This window comes from Rhizobium sp. CB3171, assembly GCF_029714265.1.
Taxonomy (GTDB): Bacteria; Pseudomonadota; Alphaproteobacteria; order Rhizobiales; family Rhizobiaceae; genus Rhizobium.
Window position 1 is genome coordinate 579813 of record NZ_CP121652.1, and the last position, 12519, is coordinate 592331.

The 12519-nt window shown below is 59.1% G+C and carries 11 protein-coding genes, 1 tRNA gene and 1 pseudogene; 7 read left to right on the top strand and 6 right to left on the bottom strand.

The window, feature by feature from the left end:
* Positions 1–190: 190 nt before the first annotated feature.
* From QA648_RS02855 to QA648_RS02880, 6 genes are all read left to right on the top strand, one after another.
* Positions 191–267 (top strand) — tRNA-Pro (locus QA648_RS02855).
* 1279 nt (positions 268–1546) lie between these two features.
* Complete coding sequence (locus QA648_RS02860) at positions 1547–2215, top strand: pentapeptide repeat-containing protein (protein WP_283051196.1); 669 nt, start codon at positions 1547–1549, stop codon at positions 2213–2215.
* 44 nt (positions 2216–2259) lie between these two features.
* A complete protein-coding gene (locus tag QA648_RS02865; RefSeq protein ID WP_104822333.1) occupies positions 2260–2757 on the top strand; it encodes a GAF domain-containing protein in 498 nt (165 codons plus the stop codon).
* Positions 2758–2945: 188 nt separating this feature from the next.
* Positions 2946–3395 carry a peptide-methionine (R)-S-oxide reductase MsrB gene (gene msrB, locus QA648_RS02870; RefSeq protein ID WP_283049509.1) on the top strand — a complete coding sequence of 150 codons (450 nt, stop codon included), beginning with the start codon at positions 2946–2948 and terminating at the stop codon, positions 3393–3395.
* The gene (msrA, locus tag QA648_RS02875) at positions 3392–3925 is read left to right on the top strand and encodes a peptide-methionine (S)-S-oxide reductase MsrA (RefSeq protein WP_283049510.1); all 534 of its coding nucleotides are present in this window, start codon (positions 3392–3394) and stop codon (positions 3923–3925) included. The genes msrB and msrA overlap by 4 nt, the downstream gene beginning before the upstream one ends.
* A gap of 31 nt (positions 3926–3956) precedes the next feature.
* Entirely contained in the window at positions 3957–4355 is a 399-nt protein-coding gene (locus QA648_RS02880; RefSeq protein WP_283049511.1) for a DUF6314 family protein, read from the top strand.
* Here QA648_RS02880 and QA648_RS02885 read toward each other — a convergent pair.
* On the bottom strand, positions 4352–5242 hold the full coding sequence (locus QA648_RS02885) for a LysR family transcriptional regulator (RefSeq protein WP_283049512.1): 891 nt from the start codon (positions 5240–5242) through the stop codon (positions 4352–4354). The two genes, QA648_RS02880 and QA648_RS02885, sit on opposite strands and share 4 nt — an antisense overlap.
* A 191-nt stretch (positions 5243–5433) precedes the next feature.
* Here QA648_RS02885 and QA648_RS02890 point away from each other — a divergent pair, with 191 nt between their 5' ends.
* Entirely contained in the window at positions 5434–6225 is a 792-nt protein-coding gene (locus tag QA648_RS02890; RefSeq protein ID WP_349254299.1) for a class I SAM-dependent methyltransferase, read from the top strand.
* Between the two features lie 107 nt (positions 6226–6332).
* On the opposite strand, the pseudogene QA648_RS02895 reads toward QA648_RS02890, so the two are convergent.
* From QA648_RS02895 to cysD, 5 genes and pseudogenes are all read right to left on the bottom strand, one after another.
* Positions 6333–7396: pseudogene (locus tag QA648_RS02895) on the bottom strand (3-deoxy-7-phosphoheptulonate synthase).
* Between the two features lie 560 nt (positions 7397–7956).
* Positions 7957–9018 carry a porin gene (locus tag QA648_RS02900; protein ID WP_283049514.1) on the bottom strand — a complete coding sequence of 354 codons (1062 nt, stop codon included), beginning with the start codon at positions 9016–9018 and terminating at the stop codon, positions 7957–7959.
* Between the two features lie 439 nt (positions 9019–9457).
* On the bottom strand, positions 9458–9805 hold the full coding sequence (locus QA648_RS02905; protein WP_283049515.1) for a hypothetical protein: 348 nt from the start codon (positions 9803–9805) through the stop codon (positions 9458–9460).
* Between the two features lie 267 nt (positions 9806–10072).
* On the bottom strand, positions 10073–11557 hold the full coding sequence (gene cysN, locus QA648_RS02910; protein WP_283049516.1) for a sulfate adenylyltransferase subunit CysN: 1485 nt from the start codon (positions 11555–11557) through the stop codon (positions 10073–10075).
* 1 nt (position 11558) lies between these two features.
* Positions 11559–12512 (bottom strand): sulfate adenylyltransferase subunit CysD, encoded by a 954-nt coding sequence (cysD, locus tag QA648_RS02915; protein WP_104822343.1) that lies wholly within the window; start codon positions 12510–12512, stop codon positions 11559–11561.
* Positions 12513–12519 lie beyond the last annotated feature (7 nt).

The following is a 12519-nucleotide window of genomic DNA, read 5'->3' on the forward strand; positions in this document are numbered from 1 at the left end:
AATCCGCACGCAGAAGTGGGATTTTGGCAAATGTGTTGCGTCTTACGCACTTCGGCCGGTTCGACACTCATTTTCCTGCCGATTTTCTAAGCAATTGCCTCTGTAATCTTTTCGTCAAAAATCGAATGGTTTTTTTGATTTTGGTGCTTGTGCATCAAAAATGGCTGGTCTATAGAAGCGCCGCTGGTCACGGAGTGTAGCGCAGTCTGGTAGCGCACCACGTTCGGGACGTGGGGGTCGAGTGTTCGAATCACTCCACTCCGACCAGCTTGAAAAGCCCGCGAATGCGGGCTTTTTTCGTTTTGGGCTTCAGTGCCGATTTCTTCCGCGCCTCCGGTTTATCAAGGCTGCGCCAATGTTCGCCCGTTGCTGCTGCGCATGGTGTTGCAACCGGTGCTGACGGCGGATGGGCGGAGTATTTGGGATCGGACTCAACGAAAAGCTAATTTAATTAATTCAAAAGTTTGGTTGAAATTAAAAAATTTAATTGATAATATCTAATTGTTAGGCGACTTTCCGCCTACGTGGCTGCACCCGTAGCCACAGCTGGGCCGCCACATCGTCCCCGACAGGCGGCCCAATTTTTGTCTGTATCCACAAATTGGGATTTGCGGAGGTGAACGGGGAGGGCGAAGGAATCTTGCGACGGGCGATGACCACTTTGAGGTCGTGCCGATCAACGTATTTTCCCCATGGCGGCCATTGACTGGAACTAACTCCGCTCTTTCTCCGTTGAAAGTCCAGAGTCCCACGATGAGCGACGCCCGTAGGCGCGAACGAGATGGTAAGGGTACTCCCGAGGAGATGTACATGGATCTCACCACACTTCTCATAATAGTCGTGATACTTCTTGTGCTGGGTGGCGGCTGGTACGGTCGCGGACGCTGGTATTAAAACGACGATCATCGGGCTGCATCGCTGGATCACAAGCATTGCGAGGCGCTGTTGTGTCCCTAGATCACTGTGGGCGAAGCAAATGGATCTCGAGCGGATAAGGGTTTCTAATCGCAGGAGTAATTTTCGAATCCGCCGCGCCGATCCACTCCGCCAAGTGCCATCACATGCCTGTTGACAAAAACTAAGTCTATCTTACTATTAGCCTGCTAGATTAGATTGACCTCCAATCTGCACCCATGGTGGCCTGGCCGTTTCCCTCGGCCAGGCCACTTTTCTTTTGCTGCGTGCTTTGCTCCCGTCGGCCCCGCCAGTGCCGTGCGGTCGGGCGCGGCATTGGTCTCGAATTTTCCGGTTCTGTTTTTCCTCCGCTCGCTGCCTTCTATCGCTGCAACAAACTGCCGGTAGGGCTCGCCGTGTGATATGCTTTTGCGGCGTGGTCGCTTTTTCGTTGCAGGAAACACTATATACAGAATTGGAGCGGGACCGCTGACTCGATGCCGAGGAGGGGCGCCCGCGTGGTGAAGCGAAGCGAGGGTTAGGGATGCAGTCTTGGCGGGGACGAAATGCCGGCGGCGCGGCTTTGAATTGGGTTGCCGCGACGAACAGGCCGGTTGCTGCCGCTCTGTCCGGGCTGGCGCTGGCCGTGACGATGCTGCTCGCATCCGGCGGCCACAATTCTGCGCAGGCCGGTGATTGCGGCGATGTGGCTTCGCCTGGTCTCGATTGGAGCGAATGCAGCAAAAACAATATCATGCTGCAGGGCAGTGATCTTCAAAAAGCCAACCTCGTCGGCGCTCATTTCGACGGCACCGATCTCAGCAATGCCAATCTCACATTGGCAAATCTGGAGAAGGCAACGCTGGTGCGCACATGGTTGAAGAATGCGCGGGCCGACGCCGCGAATTTCTCAAGGATCGAAGCATACCGATCCGATTTCAGCAACATCATGGCCAACGGCGCCAGATTTGCCAGTGCCGAGCTGCAGCGGGCCGAATTCGGCGGCGCGCAGCTTACCAACGCGGATTTCCAGAAGGCCGAGCTTGGCCGCGCCGATTTCGACAAGGCGGTGCTGACGGGGACGAATTTTTCTCTGGCCAATCTTTCCCGCGCTGCTCTGAGCGGCGCGACGATCAAAGGCCCGGTCGCCTTTAGCGGCGCCTTCATGTTTCTGACCCGTATCGAAGGGCTCGATCTCTCGACCGCCACCGGCCTGGAACAGCAGCAAATCAATCTTGCCTGCGGCGATAAGGCGACCAAGTTGCCCGCCGGGCTAAAAACGCCGGAAAGCTGGCCCTGTCCGCCTGACGACAAGGACTGAGTACGATCCGGCCGGCAACGACATAACCGAAAGGCAGCAATCCGATGTTTGCGGAAAAGACGATCCAGCACGACAGCAAACCCGAATTCTATCGCGAGCTTGCCATCCAGTTGCAGGCTCTGCTCGAAGGCGAGACCGATCCGATCGCCAACGCCGCCAATACGTCAGCGCTGATTTATCAGATGCTGCCGGACCTCAACTGGGCCGGCTTCTATTTCCTGCAGTCGGATGACGAGCTCGTGCTCGGGCCGTTCCAGGGCAAGCCCGCCTGCGTCCGCATCGCGGTCGGCCGCGGCGTGTGCGGGACGGCGGTCGAGGAGGAGCGGTCAATTCTTGTCGAGGACGTGCATGCTTTCCCAGGCCATATCGCCTGCGATGCCGCCTCCCGTTCGGAGCTGGTGGTGCCGCTGTTGCGCGATGGCTATGTTTTCGGTGTCATCGATCTGGATAGCCCGCTCGCCGGCCGCTTCGATACCGACGATCAGGCCGGCATCGAGGCGCTGGCGACGATCTATGCCGCTGCCTGCGACTGGGATCACTGATCGCCGCCAGATGGGCGGCACATCACGCCGCCGTGTGCGATATGGCAAATCGCTTGCCCCATACCTATATCTGCGTCGCAACCACTCCCGCGACGCTCATCGAGTTCGATGTCTGTAACGATATCCAGGGTTCTCTCGTAGTGCCTGGTAGAGTTCGAAATATGCGTCTGAGGGCAAGGAGAACAGGAATGCAGAACTACCGCAAGACTTCCGAGGCTATAGCGAAGCTGTCTCCCGAGCAGTACCGCGTGACGCAGCAAAGCGGTACCGAGCGTCCGGGCACGGGCGAATATCTCAACAACAAGCAGCCCGGCATCTATGTCGACATCGTATCGGGCGAGCCGCTGTTTGCCTCTTCCGACAAGTTCGATTCCGGCTGCGGCTGGCCGAGCTTTACCAAGCCGATCGAAACTGCCAACATCAATGAGCTGACCGACCTTTCGCACGGTATGCTGCGCACCGAAGTGCGCTCCATCCATGGCGATAGCCATTTGGGCCATGTCTTCCCGGATGGACCGGAGGATCGCGGCGGCCTGCGCTATTGCATCAATTCCGCCTCCCTTCGTTTCGTGCATCGCGACGAGATGGAGGCCGAGGGTTATGGTGCCTATCTCGACCAAGTGGAGGATATCCGATGACTACGGAACGTGCAGTTCTCGCCGGCGGTTGTTTCTGGGGCATGCAGGACCTCATCCGCCGCTATAACGGCGTCATCTCGACGCGCGTCGGCTATACCGGCGGCGACGTCCGCAATGCGACCTATCGCAACCACGGCACCCATGCGGAAGCGATCGAGATCGTCTTCGACCCCGAGAAGATCAGTTACCGCGACCTGCTGGAATTCTTCTTCCAGATCCATGATCCGTCCACGCGCAACCGCCAGGGCAACGATGTCGGCATGAGCTATCGCTCGGCTATTTTCTATACCAGCGACGAGCAGAAGCGGGTCGCCCTGGATACGATCGCCGATGTCGACGCTTCCGGTCTCTGGCCGGGCAAGGTCGTCACCGAGGTCACGCCGGCAAGCGATTTCTGGGAGGCCGAGCCGGAGCACCAGGACTATCTGGAGCGTATTCCGAACGGCTACACCTGCCATTTCGTCCGCCCCGGCTGGAAACTGCCGGTCAGGCAACCCGGCACTGACGCTACACAGCGCGCGGCGTCCTGAATGACGGACACGTTGGCCGCCGGAGGCGGTCATGGATGAAGGGCTGGGACACTATCTCGGCACATGGGACGTGAGGCGGAAGGTCATCGACCGCCTCAACGCCTCCCTTATCCTCTTCGAAGGTCAGGCGTTCGTCACGCCTCACCAGTTCGAAGAACATGGCGACACGACGATGGACTATGCGACGCTCAGGAGCAGCCGTACCTATCGCCTGCGTGGCGAGGCTGGACATGTCGCCGTCTGCTTCCCCGACCTCACCGAATTCATCCGCATCGGACATGGCGCCTCGCAGCGCGTCGTTCATCATTGCGGCGCGGATCTATATCGCGGTCGCCTTTTCTTTCGCGGGCCGGATGCATGGGCAGAGATGTGGCACGTGCAAGGCCCCCGAAAACACTATCTGAGCCTCGCTCATTATCGGCGCGCCTAGCTCGGCAGTGCGGGATGCGAGGCTGAAAATGCCTGCGCTTCCTTCTGCAGCCATTCGCAGAACAGGACCGATTTTCGATTCCGCCGGGCGCGCCGCAGCGCCACGTAATGATGGCCGCTGTCGATAAAACCCAATGGGGCGGCGAGGCGGCCGAAGCGGATGTCATCGGTCACATAGGGCCAAGGCGCGACGCCGACGCCAAGGCCGGCGCTTGCAGCCTCCAGCATGAAATAGAAATGTTCATATTCCACCCGCGTTCCGACCTCGACCGGCGCGCCCGAGCGCGACAGCCAGTCGCCCCAGGCGCGAAGGCGGGTTCTGGTGTGAAGCTGGGGAACGCCGGCGAAATTCTCGGCGACGGTTCTTTCGAGGGAAGGGGAGATAACCGGGCCTGTCTGCTCCGGAAAAAGCGCGATGACCTCCGCGCCCTGCGGCCAGGGCGCGGCACCGACCCGGATCGCAACGTCGAACCCGTCTCGCATAAAATCGACGGGGCGGGACGATGCCGTCAGGCGAACCTCGATATTGGGATACTCCGCCTGAAACCGGTAAAGGCGCGGGATCAGCCAACGCATGGTGAAGGTACCGGGGCAGGAGACGTCGAGCGATCCGTCTTCCGTATCGGCAACCGACCGCACCGACATGTCGATCTGATCGAAAGCAGAGACCAAGCCCGACAACAAGGTCGAACCCGCCTCCGTCAACCGCAGCTTGTTCTTCGGCCCTTCGAACAGCGGCACGCCCAACACATCCTCGAGATGCTGGATCTGACGGCTGACGGCGCTATGCGTCACGTTCAGCTCATCGGCAGCAAGCGTCATCCGCCCATGCCGGCCGGCGGCTTCGAAGGCGCGTAATGCGTTGAGGGAGGGTATGCGGCGGGGCATGTGAGATTTCCGAACAACTTTTGTTCGATCATATCGTTTTTCTTCTCGCGCACCATAATGTTTTGTCCTGCTTACAATCTAAATTTCCCGTTGAGGGAATAATGAAGTTCGGAAAAGCGAGAGCATTTTCGGCAACCGCAAGGCCGTGCCGAACCAACAACGAAGCTGCTGAATACAGCCAGAAAGCGAGGATGAAGACCATGGCCAACCGACATCAGGACGGCAGTGCCGGTGACGCAAATTACGGCGTCATCGGTACGAATTACGCAAAATACCGCCAGCCGGATCCACATATTGCGGCGTTTATCCGTGCCGCATTGGGCGATGCCCGCAGCGTCCTCAATCTCGGTGCGGGCGCCGGCTCCTACGAGCCTGTTGATCGTGCGGTGACAGCCGTTGAGCCGTCTGCGTCCATGCGGGCGCAGCGGCCCGCGCATCTGCCCGCCGCCATCGATGCTACCGCCGAGAAGCTTCCCTTTGCAGACGACAGTTTCGACGCCTGCATGGCGACATTCACCGTGCATCAGTGGTCCGATCCGGCGGCCGGACTTGGCGAGATGCGGCGGGTGACACGCGGTCCCGTTCTGATCCTGACCGCCGATCCCGACGAGCTCGATCGCTTCTGGCTCGTCGATTACGCACCCGAAGTGATCGCGGTAGAGGCGCGCCGCTATCCGCAAATGGCAACCATCAGCGAAGGATTGGGCGGCAACGCTGAGGTCATTCCCGTGCCGATCCCGCTCCATTGCACTGATGGTTTCGGGGAGGCCTATTACGGACGTCCGGAACGCCTGCTGGAGCCGGGCGCCCGGCTCGCCAACTCGGCCTGGAGCTTCGTCGACGCTTCGATCGGCGAGCGCTTCGTCGCCGAACTCGGACGCGATCTTAAGGACGGTACATGGGATGCCAAATATAGGCATCTGCGCACCCAGCCGGAATTCGAGGGGTCGCTGAAGCTGATCGTCGGTGGCGGGCGATCCTGAACTGGATCAAAAGGGGAAATCTTTTGTCCTCGCCATTCGGCGAGGACACGCTTAACGGTGGATGGGACCGTTCCCAAGGCTGGCGAACGATCCCCGATCAGAAAATGCTATTGGCGAGGCATCCGCCGCCTTGTTTGTGCGGCTCGGGCCAGTTCCTCCAATGTGCGGACGGAGGTCGGCCAATCAATGCAGCCGTCGGTGATGCTTTGGCCATAGACCAGCGCTTTGCCGGGAACGAGATCCTGGCGGCCGCCGACGATGTTGCTCTCCATCATCATGCCCTTGATGTGCCGGTTGCCGGCAGAGATCTGCTCCGCGACCGAGCTGACGACCAGCGGCTGATTCTCGGGGTTCTTGCTGCTGTTGGCATGGCTGGCATCGATGATGATCTGCGCATCAAGTCCAGCCTGGAGTGCCTGAGCCGATACTGCCTGCACACTGGCCGCGTCAAAATTGGGCTGCTTGCCGCCGCGCAGAATGATGTGGCAATCCTCGTTGCCGCGTGTCGAGGCAATCGCCGCAAGGCCTTCCTTGGTCACAGCCGGGAAATGATGCGGCTGCGAGGCCGCCACGATCGCATCGAGCGCTATCCTTACGTCGCCATTCGTGCCGTTCTTGAAACCAACTGGGCACGAAAGACCCGACGCGAGCTGGCGATGCACCTGGCTCTCAGTCGTCCTCGCGCCGATCGCGCCCCAGCTCACCAAGTCGGCGATGTATTGCGGCGTGATCGTATCAAGGAACTCGCAGCCGGCGGGCAACCCGATTTCGTTGACATCGATCAAAAGGCTTCTCGCAATGCGCAATCCCTCTTCGATGCGGTAGCTTCCGTCGAGATGAGGGTCGTTGATGAGGCCCTTCCAGCCGACCGTCGTGCGAGGCTTCTCGAAATAGACCCGCATGATGATTTCGAGATCGTCGGCGAACCGATCGCGCTGTTCCTTCAGGCGGGTGGCATAGTCCCGTGCCGCGACAGGATCGTGGATGGAGCAAGGGCCGATCACGACGATCAACCGATCATCGTCATTGTGCAGGATGCGGTGAACGGCGCTGCGCGCTTCCGTCACCGTCGTGGTGACGGCCTCATCCCTGGGAATCTCCTCTAAAATGCGGGAGGGTGGGGTGAGGCAGTGATCTCGACAATTCGCAAATCATCAGTGGAATTCAACACGGTATCGGTTCCTTTTTGGGTCATACCGTGCCGACAAAAAAGCCGCCAGGTAGGACTAGCGGCTGTTCGGGTCTATGTCGTTGCGTCGATTTTACCTACGCACGGGCCCGCCTCCGCTGAGAGCAGCGGTACGAATAAAATCGCGAGGCATTTGCGCAGGTGAATGACATGCGGCCTCTCTACGACAAAAAAAGCGGCTTGTCGATGATGTTGATAGGTTCGAAGCGCATCATCACAATCCTCGTCGTGTGCGGCTGCTTCTCCGCTCTTGCGGCATGGCTTTAGGACCGGCTGCCGCTCTTCGGCCTTCTGCTGACAATTTCCCAAAACAATGCCATCGGTCTTGGCATTGAAGGCGTTAGCCTATGTAGTATAAGAATAACATTATATATAATATATAAAACACAAAATTCTACCTCCGGATGTTATGCATCCGGTTGGTAGCGATTAAGGAATGTGAGCGGAACCCGTCTCGGAAGGACCGGCCCGGCTTCGCTGGAAGTCGGCCCGGTCCCCATCCGATCAGGGGTCAAGTCAGATCAGATCTCAGAAATGAGGTCTTAGAAGCTACGCTGGAAGCGCAGAACGCCAGCCCACTGGTCCTGGTTGATGGAGTCCCAGTTGGTGTAGGAAACTTCCGGCTGAACCAGGAGGTTCTTAACCGGGTTCCAACGAAGGTTGGCGGTTGCTGCGAAGATCTTCGAGTCGGTGTAGGCAACCTGAGCGTTAGCCTGCAGCTTGTCGTTGAACGGAACGGTGACGCCGCCCCAAACAGCCCAGTCGCCCCAGCCGATGCCCTTGGCCGGGCCTGCGCCGTTCGCGCTGGCGTACTTGTTCAGCTTGTCGCCGTCGGTGTTCCAGCCGCCCATGATGAACGCCTTGAAGACGCCGAAGTCGGCATCGGCGCGAGCCTTGATGGCGCCTTCTTCGACGATGGAGTCATAACCACCGACGACCTTGAAGCCGAAGTTGCCAGCCTTGTAGCCAGCACCGGCAACGACGTCCGGAGCGTAGTGATCCGAGCTGTCTTCGCCGTTGACGCCAGTTGCGCCAGTGCCGGAGTTGGAATCTTCGAGCGAGATGACCGCCGTGAAGCCGTTGCCGGCGTCGTAGTTGTAGGTCAACTGGTTGAGTTCGTACGGGCCGTCATAGACCACGTCGTCGTTGATGACGTTGCCAGCGTAACCCATGTACAGGTTGTACTGCGAGTCGAGCTTACCAACGGTGAAGCCAGCGAGGCTGATGTTAGCGAACAGAAGCTTCGTGCTCGTGGAGCCGCCTTCCTGCCAATCCCAACGGTAGATGGTGTTGGTCTTCAGCGGACCAAATTCGGTGTCGGTCGCGGTGTCGACGCTCAGCTGAGCGCGGGTGTGCCACAGCGTACCAAAACGGTCAGCCGGGTTGTAGGCGTTGTACCACTTGCCTTCGGTGCGGACCATGCCGCCGATCTTGAGGCAGGTTTCCGTGCCCGGGATGAAGAAATAGCCAGCGCCGTATGCGTCGCAGATGCGGACGTATTCGAGCGGTTCCGGTTCAGCAGCGACGACAGCGTCAGCCGCGTGAGCGCCGGAAACTGCTGCAAGCGCAGCAGCGGAGCCGAGAAGAAGGCTCTTGATATTCATAAAAACTCCAATCCAATATAGATTGGGCACAGGCCATCGCGCCGAGAAATCGACGTGCCTCACCCTATCCCTGTTAAAAACCCCGACTCGGGAGAAACGGGCCCCACCCGCTTCTGTCCGCTATTAAGACCGAATTCCTGTAAAGTAATATGATATATTTTTCTCAGAATGACGTTTTCGTGATTTTTCATTTTAAGTTGCATGAAAGCAACATCTGCAAATACAAATAGTAAGGCTGGCATAATATTGCCTGCGTAATAATCATTTCGAAGTAGAAAGAATGGGAAACGACGCCGGACAAGGTGCAGGGGAAGGGTGCGCGCCCAGCAATTCCGCGCAGAAGATCAAAGCCGCGCTCAAGCCACGCCTTCCGCGACATCGGGAGTTGGATTGTACGCGCGATGAAAGTCGAAATGCGCCGGGGTAATTAAGGACGTAATTAATAGAGCGCGGTGCGCTTCGACGTCGGCGATATCAGCCTGCTCAGCATGGCGCCGATCGCGATGCCCCAGAGAGCTCCGGTCATGGCGACGATGATATCCATCGAAGAGCCATAACTTCCGTTTGCCAGGAAATGCGAGAAGCAGAGCACCGAGACGCTGCCGATCATCAGCAGACAGGTGAAGGAGGGGGACTGCGGATAGGCAAGTCGCGCCAGCATACCAGCGACGCAGAGTGCGACGGCACGATACATGTTGAAGGGGTTGCCAAGTTCGGCTTGCCAATTGAGATGCGCAAAGGTCACGGCAACCAGTGCCGCGATGTAGCCCCAAGCGATAATTTTCAAAAACCGACCAGATATCATGGGCCTATTGTACAACAATGGTGGAGCGAAACTCCAGTCTCTGGCGTTTCCCAGGGGTTCTGATCGCCATCTTGGGGTGCACACATTTTGTGTGTTCTAGAAATATATTGTTGTGGGCGAGGAAAGACGGAAGCGTTTGCCGTTCATACTTTCTTAAGCGGAGAATGCGCCAACGCATGGAGAAACTTTCGACATTTCTCACAAAAAAGGGGCCACTCGGCCCCTTTTCCATCACGAATTTAATTTCGATCAAATATCGCTGGCGGCGTTTGCCCAGATCTCCGCAGCTTGCGCGGCGGCGACGCGGCGAACTTCGGTTTCGTCGCGGCGGCTGGCGAAGAGTTCGCTCGCCATGATCTGGTCGGCAAGATCGGCCGGCAGCGACAGGAGCACGCGTTGGCCATCCTTGTGGATGCCGCCGATATCGGTGCGCTTACCGGTGATCATGCCGCCGGCGACCGTGTTGTTGCTGTCCGGATCGATCAGGATGAAAGATCCGGTCGAGCGGTTCTGTTCGTAGGGGTCGAAGACCGCAGCCTCGTCGAAGGAAAGGCGGACCTTTCCGATGGCGTTCATCCACAGCGACTGTGCCGGTGCCCAGGCGCCGGTCTTCAGCTCGAGCTGAGCGATGGGTTGCACCTGCACGCGCTGGCGGCGGCTGCCGCTCTTCAGCCAATAGCGCTTGCCCGGCTCGATGCCCTCCGGCTGCAGCGCGACGATCTGAGCGTCGAAGGCAAGGCCGGATTGCGGCTGGCTGTCGATGGCGACGATCATGTCACCGCGCGACACGTCCACCTGGCGGTCGAGCACCAGCGTGATCGCGTCTCCTGCGACGGCGGCGTTGCGGACGAGATCGAAGGTGACGATCTTGGAGACATTGGCGACCATGCCCGACGGCAGGATCATGACGCTGTCGCCCGGCTTCACCGAGCCGCCGGCAACGGTGCCCTGATAGCCGCGGAAGCTTTCGCCCGGGCGCGATACGCGCTGGACGGAAAGGCGGAAACCGACCGCCTGAGCCGAACGCACGGTGGCGAGTTCCAGTGTCTCGACCAGCGTCGGACCGGTGTACCAGGGCATGGCGGCCTGGCCGGAATAAACGACATTTTCACCCTTCAGCGCCGACATCGGAATGGCGGTGATCTGCTTGACGCCGAGCGACAGAGCGAATTCGCGGAAATCATGCGAAATCTTCTCGAAACCGGCACGGTCGTAGTTCGTCAGGTCGATCTTGTTGATGGCGAGCACGAACTGCTTGATGCCGAGCAGCGAAGCGATCGTCGCATGGCGGCGCGTCTGTTCGAGGATGCCCATGCGCGCATCGACCAGTAGCACGGCGAGGTCGGCGGTGGAGGCGCCGGTCGCCATGTTGCGGGTGTATTGCTCGTGGCCGGGCGTGTCGGCGACGATGAAGGAGCGCTTGTCGGTCGAGAAATAGCGATAGGCGACATCGATGGTGATGCCCTGTTCGCGCTCTGCCTGAAGGCCGTCGAGCAGAAGTGCGAAATCGGGCAGACCGAGATCGTTCTGCTTGCCGGTGGAATCGCGCTGCAGCGTGGCGGCCTGGTCTTCCTTCACGGCCTTGGTGTCCCAAAGCAGACGACCGATCAGCGTGGATTTGCCGTCATCGACGCTGCCGCATGTGATCAGGCGAAGCGGACGCGTATCGCGCACTGCCTTGGCGGGCTCGGCGGCAGGCAGGGTGACGACGTTTGCGGTTGCGGCTGCAGTCATCTCAGAAATATCCTTCACGCTTCTTCTTTTCCATGGAGCCGGATTGGTCGCGGTCGATGGCGCGGCCTTGTCGTTCGGAAACCGTGGCGATTTCCAGCTCGGCAATAACATCTTCGAGTGTGGTGGCGGTGGAGCGGATCGCGCCCGTCAGCGGGAAGCAGCCGAGCGTACGGAAACGGATGACTTCCTCGCGCTTGACCTCGCCGGGCAGCAGTTCAAGCCGCGGATCGGCGGCCATGATCATCATACCGTCGCGCTCGACGATAGGGCGCTTCTCCGCGAAATAGAGCGGCACGATCGGAATGTCTTCGGCCTGGATGTAGCGCCAGATGTCGACCTCGGTCCAGTTCGACAGCGGGAAGACGCGGACGCTCTCGCCCTTGCGGATCTGGCCGTTATAGATGTTCCAGAGTTCCGGGCGCTGGTTGCGCGGATCCCAGCGATGGTCCGGCGTGCGGAAGGAATAGATGCGTTCCTTGGCGCGCGAAGCTTCTTCGTCGCGGCGCGCACCGCCGAAAGCGGCGTCATACTGACCGGCATCGAGCGCCTGGCGCAGCGCTTCGGTCTTCATGATGTCGGTATAGCGTGCCGAGCCGTGGGTAAAGGGCGTGATGTTTTCGGCCTTGCCGCGCGGATTGATGTGCTCGATCAGATCGAGATCGTATTTCTTCACGATCTCGTCGCGGAAGGTGATCATCTCGGCGAATTTCCAGCCGGTGTTCACATGCAGCAGCGGGAAGGGCACGCGGCCGGGATAGAAGGCCTTGCGGGCCAGGTGAAGCAGCACGGAGGAATCCTTGCCGATCGAATACAGCATCACCGGACGCTCGAATTCGGCCGCCACTTCGCGGAAGATGTGAATCGACTCGTTTTCCAGCGCCTTCAAATGCGGATCGAGCGGCGGCTTGGTGCTCTGCGGATTGGACAGTTCCGTATCCGGACGGCTATCGGGCATTTCTAAC